Source organism: Streptomyces sp. LX-29 (assembly GCF_029541745.1).
Taxonomy (GTDB): Bacteria; Actinomycetota; Actinomycetes; order Streptomycetales; family Streptomycetaceae; genus Streptomyces.
Genome location: NZ_CP089746.1, coordinates 6,912,243 through 6,926,765, shown reverse-complemented (window position 1 = coordinate 6,926,765; position 14,523 = coordinate 6,912,243). Strand labels below are relative to the sequence as shown.

Below are 14,523 nucleotides of genomic sequence, written 5' to 3'. Positions count from 1 at the left end.
AATCAGGCCACTCGTGGATCCCCCTCGGGCACGGAAAGATGATCATCAACAACGACCCGAGGAGTACCCGATGTCGACCTTCGTCCTCATCCCCGGTGCCTGGCACGGCGCGTGGACCTTCGAGCCGCTCGCCCGCCGACTGCGCCGCGAGGGCCACGAGGCCTATCCGCTCACCCTGACCGGCGTAGGCAGCCGCAGACACCTGCTCACCTCGTCGGTCAACCTGGACACCCACATCCTGGACGTGGTGAACCACCTGGAGGACGAGCAGATCACCGACGCCGTGCTCGTCGGCCACAGCTACGGCGGCATGGTGATCACCGGCGCCGCCGACCGCGTCCCCGAGCGGGTGGCCGGCCTGGTCTACGTCGACGCCGCCGTGCCCGAGGACGGCGACTCCATCTTCTCCCTCGTCACCGACCAGGAGCGCGCGTGGTACCTCGACGGCGTGGGTGACAACGGCTACACCAGCGCGCCGCTCCCCTTCTTCGACCCCCGCGCCACCCCGCACCCGCTGCCCTCGCTGATGCAGGCCATCCGCCTCGACGGCACCCTGGACCGCTTCCCCGGCAAGGACTACGTCTACGCCACCGGGTGGCCCGGCGCCTCCCCCTTCACGCCCCTCTACGAGCGCCTCCGCGAGGACTCCGCCTGGCGCACGCACGCGATCGACTCCGGGCACAACGTCATGCAGGGCGCCCCCGACGAACTCCTCAAGGTCCTGCTGTCCGCCGCGGACCACGCGCAGCGGTAGCCGACCGACACGGAAGTGCCGCCGCAAGGCCGCCGGAAGGCCGCCGGAAGGGGCGTCACTCCTCGGATTTCGGCCCGCGGGGGACGGTGAAGTCGGTCAGCCGGGCGATCCCGGGGGCGAGCGCACTCCAGGGGCCGGACCAGGCCAGGACGGCGATGGCGGAGGTCGGGAACTTCTCCCGGGCCCGCTCCAGCGCGTCGCCGGCCGCCGTGCCGGCGAGCAGCGACACGAGCTCCTCGACCCCGGGGTTGTGGCCGATGAGCAGCAGCGTGCGCACGCCGTCGGGGGTGCCCCGTACGACGTCCAGCAGTTCGGCGGCGGTGGCCGCGTAGGCGCGCGGTTCGTATGTCACCGCCGGCGCCGCGCCGCCGAGTTCGGCGGTGGCCAGCTCCCAGGTCTCCCGGGTGCGCCGGGCGGTGGAGCAGACGACCAGGTCGGGGACGCGGCCGGCCTCCCGGATCCAGCGGCCCGCCGCGGGGGCGTCACGCCGACCGCGACCGGCGAGCGGCCGTTCGTGGTCGGGCACCTCGGGCCACGCGGACTTGGCGTGTCGCAGCAGGACCAGCCGCCGGGACTGACCGGCCGTCATGGCGCCGGCTCGCGCGGCGCGGCGGAGGCGTCACGGCCGACCTCGCGCACGAGGTCGAGCGCGAGCACGCGGTCCAGATGGGCGGCGGTCTCGAACCGGGAGCCGTCCGGCAGGCCCGGATCCTCCGCCAGCCGCCGCAGCCCGTCCAGCACGGCCGGGACGAACAGATCGGCCTCCAACCCGCCCAGCGCCTCCGCCAGCACCTCGGCGCACATCGGCTTCGAGGGCGCCCGCGCCCACCCGGCCACCTCCCGTCGCCACCGCTCCAGGGTGTGCCGCGCCTCGGCGAGGACGTCCGGGGTGAGCTCGATCAGCTGGTAGTACGGGCGGGACAGCAGGGCCAGCCGCAGCGCCAGCGGGTCGTCGGCGCCGGGCTCGTCGCCCGCCACGACCGCGGCGACGTCGGACGACGGTCCGCGCCCCGTGGCGCCCGCGCCGGTCGACCGCGCTCCGCCGGGCGCGTGCACCACGCCGACACGCAGGACGATCCCGTACTCCGCCTCCGCGTCGCCACCCCGGGCACCGGTCACATGGACCTCCGGCTTTCCGCCCAGGGCCTCCGTCACCTCCGCCCCGTCCCCGACGACCGCGGCCGGGCGGACGCCGAGCGCGGCCGCCCGGGCCTCCAGCGCGTCCCCGCGGCCCCCGGAGCGCACCACGCCCACCAGCGCCTGCCCGCCGAACAGCTCCGCGGTGCGCGCCAGGACGTCGCCGACCAGCCGGACCCGGAGTCCGGTCAGCTCGGCGTCGACGAGTCCCGAGGCCGCGGCGGCGTCGACCGCGGAGTCTGCGGCCCCGGCGGTGCCGGGGGCGGCCCCCGCAGCGGTCTCGTACGCGGGCTCGTACGCCTCGTCGCACCGGGGCTCGACCGCGACGCGCAGCGGTTCCCGATACCCCGGATCGATCGCGACGGGATGACCCGAGCCGGCGTCGACCAGGCGCAACGCCGTCTGGGACGCTTCCGCCCGTTCCACCGGCAGCACCCGCATGCCACTCACCCCAGCCAGACGACGGCCTGTCTCCCGCCCCTGCCACGACCCTAAGCCGCGACGGCGGCCGCCGCTATCGCGCCTCCCCGCCACCGCCGACCAAGGTCATCGGTCCGTATGCGCCAGATCCCGCTCCGGGGCGGGCCGCTCCGTCGGGGAGACCGGCGTGCGGCGCGGCAGGAGGATCGCCACCACCACGGTGCCGACGGCCAGGATCACCGCCCCGACCAGGCTGGTGTGCGCGACGGCGTCGGAGAAGGCGCCGTGCACGGCGTCGAGCATGGCCCGGCCCTGCTCCGGGCCGGCCTGCTCGCCGACCTTCTGGGCGACCACCAGGCCCGCGCCGACCGAGTCCTGAGCGGCGCTCAGCGCCGCGGGCGGAAGGCCCGGGGCGACCGCGTCCTCCAGGTGGGAGGAGTAGGAGTCGGCCAGCACCGAGCCGAGGATGGCGATGCCGAGCGAGCCGCCCAGCTCCAGCGAGGTGTCGTTGACCGCGCCGCCGACGCCCAGTTCGGACTCGGGGAAGGAACCCATGATCACGTCGGTGCAGGGTGACACGGACAGTCCGATGGCCAGGCCGAGGATCGCCAGCGGGAGGGCCAGATCCCCGTAGGTCGACCCCGCGTCCACCCGCGCCAGCAGGAGCATCGCCACGGTGCCGCCCAGCATGCCCGCCATGACGGTGACCTTCATGCCCAGGCGCGGGGTGAGCACGCCGGTGAGCGCGGAGCCGACGAAGACCGCGCCGGCCAGCGGCAGCATCCGGACGCCGGTCTCCAGGGGGGTGTAGCCCAGCACGAACTGGAGGTGCTGGGTGAGGAAGTAGAAGGCGCCGAAGACCGCGACGAAGAAGAGGGCGACCGCCAGATTGGCCCCGGCGAACCGCCGCCGGCCGAACTTCCGCACGTCCAGCACGGGGCGCGGGTGGCGCAGCTCCCACAGGACGAACAGCGCGCAGCCGACGCCCGCGACGACGGCGGCGGTGATCGCCTTCGCGTCCCAGCCGAAGTGCGGGCCCTGAATGATCATGTAGACGAGGGCGCCGATCCACAGCACCGAGAGCAGTCCGCCGACGTAGTCGACGCGGTCGCGGTCCACGGCCTTGGACGGCGGGATGAGCAGGAAGGCGCCGACGATGGTGAGCAGCACGACCGGGATGTTGATCAGGAAGGTCGAGGCCCAGCCGTTGTCCTGAAGCAGCACCCCCGCGATCAGTGGCCCGGCGGCGATGGCGATGCCCGCCGTTCCGTTCCACATGATGATCGCCTTGGCCCGCTCCTCGCGCGGGAAGGTCGCGGTGAGCAGGGAGAGGGTCGCGGGCATGATCATCGCGGCGCCGACCCCCATGACCGCGCGGGCCGCGATGACGCCCTCGGCGCTGTCGACCAGCGAGCCGGCTATCGAGCCGCCGCCGAAGACGAGCAGCCCGAGGACGAGCGCGCCGCGGCGGCTGTACTTGTCGCCGATCGCCCCGAACAGCAGCATCAGCGCGGCGTACGGGACGGTGTAGCCGTCGATCACCCACTGGAGGTCGGAGCTGGACAGGCCCAGGTCGGTGGTCATGTCGGGGGCGGCGACGGTCAGGGCGGTGTTCGCCATGACCGCGACCAGAAGGCTGAGACACAGGACGGCCAGCGCCCACCAGCGCCGGGGGTACGGCCCCGTCGCCTCGTCGACCGGCTTGTTCACCCACAGCGGCATTGCGTCGCACCCTCTCAGGAGATTGCACACGACTGTGTAATTGCACGGCAGTGTGCAATTTACGGGATTGCGCAGCGCTGTGCAAAATGGCTTCGTGAGTTCCGGAAGAGCCGACGCCAACCGCCGCCGCATCCTGGAGGTCGCGCTCACCGAGCTGGTGCGCGACCCGGACGCCTCGATGGACCAGATCGCCCGCGCCGCCGGCGTGGTGCGCCGCACGGTGTACGGGCACTTCCCCAATCGCGACGCGCTGATCGCGGAGATCGTGGACGGGGTCGGCGAGGCCGTCGCCGCCGCGCACGCGGCGGGCCGCGCGGGGGTGTCCGACCCGGCCGCGGCGCTCGCTCGGGCCACCCTCGCCGTATGGGAGATCGTCGAGCCCTACCGCCTGCTGGTCTCCCTCGCCCAGCGCAGCGTCACGGTCGAGGGCATCCGCGCCAGCCTCGCCCCGGCCCGCAAGGAGTGCACGGACCTGCTGCGACGCGGCATGCGGGAGGGCGCGTTCACCTCGCCGCTCCCGGCCGCGGCCCTCGCCTACGTCCACGAACAGGTGCTCTTCGGCCTGATGGAGGCGGTCAACGGCGGTGTGTTGAGCGCGGCACAGGCCGGACCCGCCTCGGTGGAGACGGTGCTGCTGTCCGCGGGCGTCCCGGCCGAGCGGGCCGCCGAACTGGTGGCCTCCGCCCGGCCGCCCGCGGCGCCCGCCCCCGGCTCCCCCGGCCTCCCCTTCCGCCCGCCTCCGGCGGCCGACCCCGCGCCGCCGGCCGAGGTGCCGCTCCTGGCCGCCGACCCCGCGCCCCCGGTCGACACACCGATCCCCGCGGCCGATCCCGCGCCGCCGGCCGGCGCAGGGCTCGCGGCCGACGCGCCGCTTCCGGCCGACGATCTCCGCCCGGCCGGGCCGCCTCCGGCCGCCGGGCCGCTTCCCACCGGTGGCGCCGCTGCGTCCGTCAGTCCAGGTCCGGCAGCCGATCGAGGAACCGCAACAGCGCCGTGTTGACCTCGTCCGGCCGCTCCTGCTGGGTCCAGTGGCCGCAGCCGGGGAGCGTCAGGGTGCGGTGCAGCCGCGGCATGAGGTCGCCCAGCGAGGGCAGCAGCCTGTCCATGCCGCGCAGCGAGGTCACCATGTCGCGGTCCCCGACCACGTAGAGCGCGGGCACGTCGATGCTCCGACCCTGGAAGGCGGTCAGCAGCTCGCTGTTGCGCTGGAGGTTCCGATACCAGTTGAGGGGGCCGGTGAAGGCCCGGTCGCCGTGCCGGGCGTAGTCGCTCACGAAGGCGTCGATGTCCGCCGCGGTGAGCCAGCCGGGCAGCCGCTCCGGCTCCGGGATCGTGTCCATGAGGGTGGCGCCGTCGGGGATGACCCACGGCCGCGGCGCGGCGGCGCCCGGCCGGTCGCCCGATCCGCTGGCCAGGACGCGGCGGAACGTGGCCGGCAGATCCCGTGCCAACTCCGCGTCCGCCACCCCCGGCCGCTGGAAGTAGACCTGGTAGAAGCCCTCGCCGTAGACCTCCCGGGTGACCGACGGCGGGCTCATCGCGGCGGGCGGTGTCGGCGGGACGCTGAGCCCGACGACGGCGCGCACGACGTCCGGACGGAACAGCGCCGTCGTCCAGGCGACCGGCGCGCCCCAGTCGTGCCCGACGACGACCGCCCGCTCCTCGCCGAGCGCGTGGATCAGCCCGATCACGTCACCGACCAGGTGCGGGAGGGTGTAGGCGCCCACGTCCTCGGGCTGCTCGCTGCGCGCGTACCCACGCTGATCGGGCGCCACCACCCGATAACCGGCCGCCGCCAGGGGGCCGAACTGGTGGCGCCAGGAGTACCAGCTCTCGGGGAAGCCGTGCAGCAGCAGGACCAGCGGCCCCTCGCCCTGCTCGGCCACGTGCAGGGTGTTTCCGTTGACCTCGACGAAGCCGTGCTTGATCGCGGCGGTCACGCGTCCTCCAACGTGTCGTGGGGTGGGCCGTGCCGAAGGGAAGGCGACCGGATCGGTTCCCGGCCCAACGGACGCTAAACCACCGTCCTTTCGGCCGGGGGCGCCGGGCCCGCTGACAGCGGGACGCCGGCGGCGAGCCAGTCCCGGGCCCCGCCGCACCCGGCCGCCTCCAACCGTCACCCGCCGCACCTCGCCGCGTCCGAGCGCCGCCCGCGCTCCCCGCCGCGTCCGAACGCCGCCCGCCGCTGCCCGCCACCTACGACCGTCACCCGCCGCTCGCCGCCGCCTTCGAGCGCTGCCCGCGCTCCCCGCGCTCGCCGCCGCCTCCGACCGTCACCGCCGCACCCCGCCGCGTCCGAGCGTCACCCGCGTCTCGCCACCACCTCCGACCGGGGTCGACGACGATGCTGTGCCCGGCCTGCGGAACGCCGCCGTGGGGGCCGGCGGTGCCGCAGGCGAGGACGTACGCCTGGTTCTCCACGGCGCGGGCGCGGGCCCCGCCACCTACGACCGTCACCCGCCGCACCCCGCCGCGTCCGAGCGCTCGCCGCCACCTCCGAGCGCCGCCCGCCGCTGCCCGCCACCAACGACCGTCACCCGCCGCACCCCGCCGCGTCCGACCGTCACCCCGCCGCCTCCGAGCGCCGCCCGCGCTCCCCGCGCGCTCCCCGCCGTCTTCGACCGTCACCCGGCGCGCAGGTGGTCGAGGAGCACCGGCACGTGGCCGGAGTCCACGTCCTTCACCGCCGTGAGGAGGGTGACCGTGGCGGTGCGGGCCAGCTCGCGCAGGTGCCGCGCCGCCGCCTCGGGCTCCGGTTCGGCCAGTTCGGCCCGGTACCGGTCGGCGAACTCCGCGTGCGCCTCGCGGTTGCGGTGGTACCAGCCGCGCAACTCCCCGGACGGGGTGAGCTCCTTCGGCCACTCGTCCACCGCGGCCCGCTCCTTGGACAGCCCACGCGGCCAGAGCCGGTCGACCAGCACCCGCGTCCCGTCGTCCGGCTCCGGCGGATCGTAGACGCGCCGCACCCGGAATCCCGTATCGGACCGCACGCGCTCCTCCTCACCGGCGCCGCCCACGGCACCTCCCGCCGTGCCTCGACGGTACGAAGCCGGCGGGGGCGGCGCCAACGGACGGTCAGGAACCGGCGGCCGCGACCACGCTCCACCGGCCCACCTCGCGGTAGGCCGAGTCGTAGACGGCGGAACCGTCGCCGGGCCGCAACGCGTAGTGGTGCAGGTTCCCGCCCCAGTACCGCAGGATCCGGCCCAGCTCGCTGGCCGCCTCCCCCTCCGCCGCCGCATCGTCGATCTCGACTTCGAGCAGGAACTTCATGTCCTCGCCTCCCCGGCACGCCATGCGTCCAGGCCGCCTCTCGCGGCCCCCCATGAATTGTTTCATTCACCTTCGCTGGGAGGCTTTCGCGGACATCACCGCAGGTCGGGGCCGAAGAGCAGCGCAGAAGCCTCAAGTAGGGGTCTGCCCGTGGGCCGCCGAGCGGGTACGTCTGGAGATGAGGCGCCGCCCGGACCGCGGCGGCCCACCGGCCCCCACCCCTGGAGCGCTGAGCAGCCCATGAGCAGCAACGACCCCGTCGGGAGCCCGGCTCCCCCGCCCGCCGACCTCCCGAACGGCCCGGCCGTCTCCCGCGAGGAGTTCGACGAGCTCTTCGCGTCCGTCCGCACCTGGGGGCGCTGGGACCCCGCCGACCGGGGCGCCTGGAACCGGGTGACCCCGGAGCACGTACGACGCGCCGCCGACCTGGTCCGGTCGGGGACCGTGGTCCCGATGGCCCGCCCGTGGGACACCGTGGCCGGGCCGGACAACCGCAGGCCCGCCCTGCACTACATGGCCGACCTCGGCGACGTGGAGCCGCCCGAGCCCGCCACCCACAAGGACTTCATCGGCGCCGACTACCACGGCAAGGGGGTCACCCATCTGGACGCCCTGGCGCACGTCGCGTACCGGGGGCGGCTCTACGAGGGCGGCGCGGCGGGCGAACTGGTCGGTGCCGGCGGCGCCCGCTTCGGCTCCGTCGCGGCCCTCGGGCCGCTGGTCACCCGGGGCGTGCTGCTCGACCTGCCCGCCGTTCTCGGCTGCGCCTGGCTGGAGCCGGGCCGGGCCGTGCGCGCGGCGGACATCGTCGCGGCGGAGAACGCCCTCGGGGTGCGGATCGGCGGGGGCGACGCGGTGCTGCTGCGCTCCGGCCAGCTACGCCGCCGGACGGAGCTGGGCCCCTGGGACCCCGACACGGCGAGCGCGGGCTTCCACGTGGACGCCGTACCGCTGCTGGCCGAGCGAGGCATCGCCCTGCTCGGCGGCGACGGCGACAGCGACGTGCGCCCCTCGCCCGTCGACGGGGTGCACTCGCCGGTGCACGCGCTCGCGGTCGTCGCGATGGGCGTACCCCTGCTGGACAACCTCGACCTGGAGGGGGTGTCGGCCGCCTGCGCGGCCGCGGAGCGCTATGAGTTCCTGCTCTGTGTGGCCCCGCTGAACATCCCCGGCGGCACCGGCTCACCCGTCAATCCGGTCGCGATGCTGTGACGACGTGGCCACGGACCGGTCCGGTACCCCCGCGGGCCCACACCGGCCCGTCACCGCGCGTCCCCGTTCGCACCCCGTTCGGGCCCCATTCGTCACCGTACGTCACCGACCCGATGGTCACGCGCGGCTCTGACCGACTCATGCCGCCATGTCATCAAAGTTATAAACTTGGACGAACGGTGCGGCTTCTCCGCTGGACGAGGGGCCATGGTGTCGTACGCCGGTGGCGGGATGTGAAGGGGATGGGGCTCGTGGCAGCTGAGCTCGGTCCCGTGCGCGCCCGCGACCTGTTCCTTCGGGGTGAGGCGCTCGACCAGGTCGAGGGGGCCGTGCGCAACCCCATCATCAGCTCGTGGCAGCGCTCCGTGTCCCTGGGGCTCACCCCGGAGGGATGCGAGCTGCCCTTCCGCGCCGACCTGGACCTCGACGGAAGGCTGGTGCGCGCGGCCGGGCCCGTCATGGCACGGCTGCAGTCCCTGTTCAACGGCAGGAGCATGAACGTGTCCCTCGCCGACGGGCGTGGGGCCGTGCTGCAACGCCGGTTCGGCGAACCGTCCCTGGTCAGACATCTGGCCCCGATCCAGAGCGTCCCCGGGTTCGTGTTCGCCGAGGAGTTCGGCGGCACCAACGGCATCGGCCTGGCTCTCGCGGAGCGGCAGTTGGTCAACGTCTACGGCGCCGAGCACTTCGCCGAGCGCTCCCAGTCGAACGCCTGCTCGGCGATTCCGGTGCGGGACCTGCTCAGCGGGCGGATCGAGGGCGTGCTGTGCTTCGGCTATCCGTACGCCGACATCGACCCGGGGCTGGACACCGTGATCCGCAGAGCCGCCGGCGCCATCGAACGGCGGCTGCTGGAGCAGAGTTCGGCGCGCGAGCGGGCCCTGTTGCAGGCGTACCTCGACGCCCGGAGCCAGGTGTTCCTCGGCGAGGCCGCGAGCAACGGTCTGCCGGCCGATCTCGCCGACAGCGGACTGGACTGGCGCGATCAGATGATCCTCAAGGAGAAGGCGGCAGATCTGATCGCCTCGGCGCAGCGCGCCGCCGTCGAGGTGCCACTGCCCGGCGGCCGCCGGATCACCCTGCTGAGCCGGCCGGTGCGCAGCGCCTCCGGAGTCGAGGGCCTCGTCATCGAGGCACTTCTGCCGTCCCGGCAGCAATGCCTGACCGTCGTCCAGCCCAAGGCCGCTCCCGGCCCGCCGCACGCCCCGGCACAGCTCGCCCCCTCCCCCTGGCCCACCCTGCCCGGCGGGCTTCCGGACAGGCCGGCGAGCCGGGCCACCGCCATCGGTGCCGCCGTCGTCGCCGCCACGCCCGTGCCTCCTTCCGCCGAGACCGTCACCGCCGCCCCGCCGCCCCGAGGGCCGACTCCGGGCGGTCCGGAGCCGGGCCGGGCCGTCGGTGGGGCGGCGCCCCCGGCCCCGCGGGACGGCGAAGGCGTCGCCTACGGTCCGGACCTCACCCACCGCGAGGGGGCGGCCGACCGCGAGGGCGCCGGCGACGGCGCGACCAGCGGACTGGTGCTGGTGGGCGAGCCGGGGGTGGGGCAGTACGCCGTGGCGGCCCGGCGCCGCCTGGAGCTGCTGTCCGAGGCCAGCACCCGGATCGGCACCACCCTGGACGTGACCCGCACGACCCGGGAGCTCGCCGAGATGGCCGTCCCCCGCCTGGCCGACTTCGTCACCATCGATCTCCCCGAGGCGGTGCTGCGCGGCGAGGAGCCGACCGACCCGCGCGTCGACCTCTACCGCACCGTCGTCCACGGCATCCGTGACGACTGCCCCTTCTACCCGGCCGGCGGGCGGGTGGACCTGCGCCCCAGCACGCCCCACATCCGCTGTCTGACCAGCGGACAGCCCGTACTCGAACCCGATCTGCGGGCCGCGACGGGCTGGCTGCTCCAGGACCCCGCGCACGCCCAGCGCCTGCTGGCGCACAACGTCCACTCCCTCATCACCGTCCCCCTCCTCGCTCGCGGCATCGTCCTCGGCGTGGCCGGCTTCTACCGGTCCCGGGATCCCTCCCCGTACGGGGACGACGACCGCGCCCTGGCGCAGGAGCTGGCGACCCGCGCCGCCATCTGCGTGGACAACGCCCGCCGTTACACCCGCGAGCACAGCATGGTGCTCGCCCTGCAGCGCAGCCTGCTGCCGCACGGCTTCCCCGAACAGAACGCCGTCGAGATAGCCCACCGCTACATGCCGGCCGAGTCCGGGGTCGGCGGCGACTGGTTCGACGTCATCCCCCTCTCCAGCACCCGCGTCGCCCTCGTCGTCGGCGACGTCGTCGGCCACGGGTTGCACGCCGCCGCCACCATGGGCCGGCTGCGCACCGCCGCGCACAACTTCGCCGAGCTGGATCTGCCCCCGGACGAGGTCCTGACCCACCTCGACAACCTGGTGGGCCGTCTGGACCGGGACGAGAGCGGTGTGGAGGAGGACCCGACCAGCACCGGCATCATCGGCGCGACCTGTCTGTACGCCATCTACGACCCCACCTCGCAGCAGTGCACCATGGCGCGGGCCGGCCACCCGCCGCCGGCCCTGGTCGGCCCCGACGGCACCGTCACCTTCCCCGACCTGCCCGCCGGTCCGCCGCTGGGCCTGGGCGGTCTGCCGTTCGAGACCGCCGAGTTCCACCTCCCCGAGGGCAGCCAGCTGGTCCTCTACACGGACGGGCTCATCGAGGACCGCCGACGCGACTTCGACACCGCCTTCGACCAGCTGCGGCAGGTGCTGGCCCACCCCAGCCGCCCGCCCGAGGACACCTGCCAGGCCGTCCTCCAGTCGGTGGTGCCCGAACACCCCACCGACGACATCGCCCTCCTCGTCGCCCGTACCCACGTCCTCGACCCGCTCCGGATCGCCACCTGGGAGCTGCCCGCCGACCCGGCGCTCGTCTCCGAGATCCGCGCCGCCGTCACCCGCCGACTGACCGAATGGGGGCTGGATGAGCTCACCTTCGCCACCGAACTGCTGCTCAGCGAGCTCGTCACCAACGCCATCCGCTACGGCAGCGGCCCCATCGGCGTGCGCCTGCTCTACGACCGCACGCTGACCTGCGAGGTCTCCGACGGCAGCAGCACCGCCCCGCATCTGCGCCACGCCGCGACGACCGACGAGGGCGGCCGTGGGCTGTTCCTCGTCGCCCAGCTCGCCCAGGCGTGGGGCACCCGCTACACCGCCGCCGGCAAGGTGATCTGGGCCGAGTGCTCCCTGGACGTGCCCGGCGGAATCCCCGCGTTCGCCGGACCACGGTTCGACGACATACCCGCGATCTGAGATCGCCCATCCGGCGTCGAAGCGGAAAGGGGCCTTAGCATGGCGGAGGTGCGGGGGAGGACCAAGAGGCCGACCCCCGGAGAAGTCCGTGAAGTCCGTGCATGACGCTCCCGACGCCCCCGCTCCCCCCGGCCACGGCCCCGCGCCCCTCGTCCGCATACACGGTCTCAGCAAGCGGTTCGGCGGCACACTCGCGCTGGACACGGTGGACCTCGACATCCGCCCCGGCAGCGTGCTCGCCCTGCTCGGCCCCAACGGCGCCGGAAAGTCGACCCTCATCAAGGTGCTGGCGGGCGTGCACCACGCGGACGAGGGCGAGGTGACCGTCGCCGGCCACCCGCTCGGCAGCGAGGCGGCCTCCCGCCGGATGTCCTTCATCCATCAGGACCTGGGGCTGGTGGACTGGATGAGCGTCGGCGAGAACATCGCCCTGGGGGCCGGCTACCCGCGCCGCGCGGGGCTGCTGTCCTGGCGCGACATCCGCGCCCAGGGCACCGCGGCCCTGGCCACCGTCGCCGCGCACCTGGACCCGGACACCCCCGTCGCCACCCTCACCCGCGCCGAACGCTCCCTGGTGGCCATCGCCCGCGCGCTGTCCGCCCAGGCCGACGTCATCGTCCTGGACGAGCCCACCGCCAGCCTGCCGGCCGCGGACTGCGCCCGGCTCTTCGAGGTGCTGCACACCCTGCGCGACGAGGGGCACGCCGTCGTCTTCGTCACCCACCGGCTGGACGAGGTGTACAAGGTGGCCGACTCCTTCGCGGTGCTGCGCGACGGCCGCCTGATCAGCCAGGGCCCGCTCGCCGGCTACGGATTCACCCAACTGGTGTACGACATCGTGGGCCACGAACCGCACGGGTTGCTGCCCGCGCACGCCATGAGCGCCTACGCCAGCACCATGCCGGAGCCCTCGTCCCGCCCCGTCGTACTGAGCGTGGAGGGCGCGCGGACCGAGAGCGCCGGGCCGGTCGACCTGGAGCTGCGCGCCGGGGAGATCCTCGGCATGGTCGGCCTCACCGGCGCCGGGCACATGGAGCTGGGCCGCGCGCTGGCCGGCTCCCAGCCCCTCCTCGACGGACACGCCCTGCTCGACGGCCGCCCGTACCGGCCGGGCCGCGTGGTCGACGCCGTCGACGCCGGCGTCGGCTTCGTGACCAGCAACCGTCAGGAGGAGGGCTGTGCCCCCGAGCTGACGGTGCGAGAGAACCTGCTGGCCAACCTGCGGGCGGGCGGGCGGCCCGCGGCCCGCTGGATCAGCCCCCGGCGCGAGCGCGCCGAGGCCACCGCCCTGATCGACCGGTTCTCGGTGCGACCACGCGACAGCGAGGTGCCGATCGCCACGCTCTCCGGGGGAAACCAGCAGAAGATCATGATCGGCCGGTGGCTGCGGATGAGCCGACGGCTGCTGATCCTCGAGGAGCCGACCGCCGGCGTCGACGTCGGTGCCAAGGCCGCGATCTACCGGCTGCTCCACAACGCGCTGACCGAGGGGCTCGCCGTGCTGCTCATCTCCACCGACTTCGAGGAGGTCGCTCAGGTATGTCACCGGGCCCTGGTCTTCGTCCGCGGAACGGTGACCGCGGAGCTGAGCGACGAGGCCCTCACGGTCACCGAGCTCGCCCGCACCGCCTCGGCCATGCCGCCCCTCACCTGGACGCAGGCATGACGACCAGCCCGCCCCGCACCCCGCCGAGCCGACGCTTCGGCCATCTCGTCGGCGCCTACGGCCTGCTGGTCCTGACCGTCCTGGCCTTCGCGGCCTTCTCCCTCGCGCTGCCGGACACCTTCCCGACGCTGGACAACATCTCCGCCATCCTGTCCAACCAGTCGATCACCGCCATGCTGGCGCTCGGCGCGATGATCCCCATCGTCACCGGCAAGTTCGACCTGTCCATCGGCTACGGCCTGGGCCTGGCGCACGTCCTGACGATGTGGCTGATCGTCGACGGGGAGTGGCCCTGGCCGCTGGCCTGCCTGGTGGTGATCATCGGCGGGGGGGTCGTCGGCGCCTTCAACGGCGTCGTGGTGGAGTTCGCGCGGATCGACTCCTTCATCGCCACCCTGGGCACCGGCAGCATCATGTACGCCTTCACCGGCTGGATCACCGGCGGGGCCCGGATCGTGCCGGGCCCGGACGGCCTGCCGACCGGCTTCACCGACCTGTACGACTCCCGCTTCCTCGGCCTTCCGGTCTCCGCCTTCTACGTACTCGCCCTCACCGCGGTGCTGTGGCTGGTCCTGGAGCGCCTCCCACTGGGCCGCTACCTGTACGTCATCGGCTCCAGCTCCCGCACCGCCGACCTGGTCGGCATCCCGTCCCGCCGCTACATCGTCTACGCCTTCGTCGGCTCCGGCCTGGTGGTCGGCATCGCGGGGGTGCTGCTCGCCGCGCAGCAGCGGATCGGCAACCCCAGCGTCGGCATCGACTACCTGCTGCCCGCCTTCGTCGGAGCCCTCCTCGGCTCCACCGCCATCCGGCCGGGCCGCGCCAACGCCCTGGGCACGCTCGTCGCCGTCACCATCCTGGCCATCGGCCTCGCCGGCATCGGCCAGCTCGGCGCCCAGTTCTGGGTCACCCCGCTGTTCAACGGCACCACCCTGCTCATCGCCGTGGGCCTGGCGGGCTACGCCGCGCGCCGCCAGCTGCGGCTCCGGAGAGCGGAGCCGCGCCCGGCCTTGCGCGACGTACCCGGGGCCACCCCGGGAGCCACCCCGTGAAACGCCCGG

General features: G+C 74.2%; 12 protein-coding genes and 1 pseudogene. 6 read left to right on the top strand and 7 right to left on the bottom strand.

What is annotated here, in order from left to right; translation table 11 throughout:
• The first annotated feature begins 70 nt into the window (after window positions 1–70).
• Window positions 71–754 carry an alpha/beta hydrolase gene (locus LRS74_RS29155; protein WP_277743782.1) on the top strand — a complete coding sequence of 228 codons (684 nt, stop codon included), beginning with the start codon at window positions 71–73 and terminating at the stop codon, window positions 752–754.
• Window positions 755–809: 55 nt separating this feature from the next.
• Here the strand turns inward: LRS74_RS29155 and LRS74_RS29150 are convergent, their stop codons facing one another.
• From LRS74_RS29150 to LRS74_RS29140, 3 genes are all read right to left on the bottom strand, one after another.
• Window positions 810–1,343, bottom strand: coding sequence for a histidine phosphatase family protein (locus tag LRS74_RS29150; RefSeq protein ID WP_277743781.1), 534 nt, complete (start codon window positions 1,341–1,343; stop codon window positions 810–812).
• Window positions 1,340–2,332, bottom strand: a complete 993-nt coding sequence (locus LRS74_RS29145; protein WP_277743780.1) for a hypothetical protein — start codon at window positions 2,330–2,332, stop codon at window positions 1,340–1,342. The genes LRS74_RS29150 and LRS74_RS29145 overlap by 4 nt, the downstream gene beginning before the upstream one ends.
• 105 nt (window positions 2,333–2,437) lie before the next feature.
• A complete protein-coding gene (locus tag LRS74_RS29140) occupies window positions 2,438–4,033 on the bottom strand; it encodes an MFS transporter (RefSeq protein WP_277743779.1) in 1,596 nt (531 codons plus the stop codon).
• A 94-nt stretch (window positions 4,034–4,127) separates the two neighbouring features.
• Between LRS74_RS29140 and LRS74_RS33690 the strand changes: the two genes are divergently transcribed.
• Window positions 4,128–5,033 carry a TetR/AcrR family transcriptional regulator gene (locus LRS74_RS33690; protein WP_347178170.1) on the top strand — a complete coding sequence of 302 codons (906 nt, stop codon included), beginning with the start codon at window positions 4,128–4,130 and terminating at the stop codon, window positions 5,031–5,033.
• Here the strand turns inward: LRS74_RS33690 and LRS74_RS29130 are convergent.
• The 4 genes and pseudogenes from LRS74_RS29130 to LRS74_RS29115 all read right to left on the bottom strand — a co-directional run bounded on the left by LRS74_RS29130 (window position 4,984) and on the right by LRS74_RS29115 (window position 7,306).
• A complete protein-coding gene (locus LRS74_RS29130; RefSeq protein WP_277743778.1) occupies window positions 4,984–5,973 on the bottom strand; it encodes an alpha/beta hydrolase in 990 nt (329 codons plus the stop codon). The two genes, LRS74_RS33690 and LRS74_RS29130, sit on opposite strands and share 50 nt — an antisense overlap.
• Before the next feature lie 391 nt (window positions 5,974–6,364).
• A pseudogene (locus LRS74_RS29125) lies at window positions 6,365–6,487 on the bottom strand (nitrilase-related carbon-nitrogen hydrolase); the annotation flags it as partial.
• Window positions 6,488–6,657: 170 nt separating this feature from the next.
• On the bottom strand, window positions 6,658–7,023 hold the full coding sequence (locus LRS74_RS29120) for a DUF488 family protein (RefSeq protein ID WP_277743777.1): 366 nt from the start codon (window positions 7,021–7,023) through the stop codon (window positions 6,658–6,660).
• Window positions 7,024–7,108: 85 nt separating this feature from the next.
• On the bottom strand, window positions 7,109–7,306 hold the full coding sequence (locus LRS74_RS29115) for a hypothetical protein (RefSeq protein ID WP_277743776.1): 198 nt from the start codon (window positions 7,304–7,306) through the stop codon (window positions 7,109–7,111).
• Window positions 7,307–7,546: 240 nt separating this feature from the next.
• Here LRS74_RS29115 and LRS74_RS29110 point away from each other — a divergent pair, with 240 nt between their 5' ends.
• The 4 genes from LRS74_RS29110 to LRS74_RS29095 all read left to right on the top strand — a co-directional run bounded on the left by LRS74_RS29110 (window position 7,547) and on the right by LRS74_RS29095 (window position 14,514).
• Window positions 7,547–8,518, top strand: a complete 972-nt coding sequence (locus LRS74_RS29110) for a cyclase family protein (protein ID WP_277743775.1) — start codon at window positions 7,547–7,549, stop codon at window positions 8,516–8,518.
• 242 nt (window positions 8,519–8,760) lie between these two features.
• Window positions 8,761–11,796, top strand: a complete 3,036-nt coding sequence (locus tag LRS74_RS29105) for a SpoIIE family protein phosphatase (RefSeq protein ID WP_277743774.1) — start codon at window positions 8,761–8,763, stop codon at window positions 11,794–11,796.
• Window positions 11,797–11,893: 97 nt separating this feature from the next.
• Window positions 11,894–13,462, top strand: coding sequence for a sugar ABC transporter ATP-binding protein (locus tag LRS74_RS29100; protein WP_277744984.1), 1,569 nt, complete (start codon window positions 11,894–11,896; stop codon window positions 13,460–13,462).
• Window positions 13,459–14,514 carry an ABC transporter permease gene (locus tag LRS74_RS29095; RefSeq protein WP_277743773.1) on the top strand — a complete coding sequence of 352 codons (1,056 nt, stop codon included), beginning with the start codon at window positions 13,459–13,461 and terminating at the stop codon, window positions 14,512–14,514. The genes LRS74_RS29100 and LRS74_RS29095 overlap by 4 nt, the downstream gene beginning before the upstream one ends.
• Window positions 14,515–14,523 lie beyond the last annotated feature (9 nt).

What these genes read in the sequence shown, in the direction of transcription:
- LRS74_RS29155 (WP_277743782.1), top strand. Translation starts at nt 71, where the DNA reads ATGTCGACCTTCGTCCTCATCCCCGGTGCCTGGCACGGCGCGTGGACC.
- LRS74_RS29115 (WP_277743776.1), bottom strand. Translation starts at nt 7,306, where the DNA reads ATGAAGTTCCTGCTCGAAGTCGAGATCGACGATGCGGCGGCGGAGGGG.
- LRS74_RS29150 (WP_277743781.1), bottom strand. Translation starts at nt 1,343, where the DNA reads ATGACGGCCGGTCAGTCCCGGCGGCTGGTCCTGCTGCGACACGCCAAG.
- LRS74_RS29140 (WP_277743779.1), bottom strand. Translation starts at nt 4,033, where the DNA reads ATGCCGCTGTGGGTGAACAAGCCGGTCGACGAGGCGACGGGGCCGTAC.
- LRS74_RS29145 (WP_277743780.1), bottom strand. Translation starts at nt 2,332, where the DNA reads ATGCGGGTGCTGCCGGTGGAACGGGCGGAAGCGTCCCAGACGGCGTTG.
- LRS74_RS29095 (WP_277743773.1), top strand. Translation starts at nt 13,459, where the DNA reads ATGACGACCAGCCCGCCCCGCACCCCGCCGAGCCGACGCTTCGGCCAT.
- LRS74_RS29110 (WP_277743775.1), top strand. Translation starts at nt 7,547, where the DNA reads ATGAGCAGCAACGACCCCGTCGGGAGCCCGGCTCCCCCGCCCGCCGAC.
- LRS74_RS29105 (WP_277743774.1), top strand. Translation starts at nt 8,761, where the DNA reads ATGGGGCTCGTGGCAGCTGAGCTCGGTCCCGTGCGCGCCCGCGACCTG.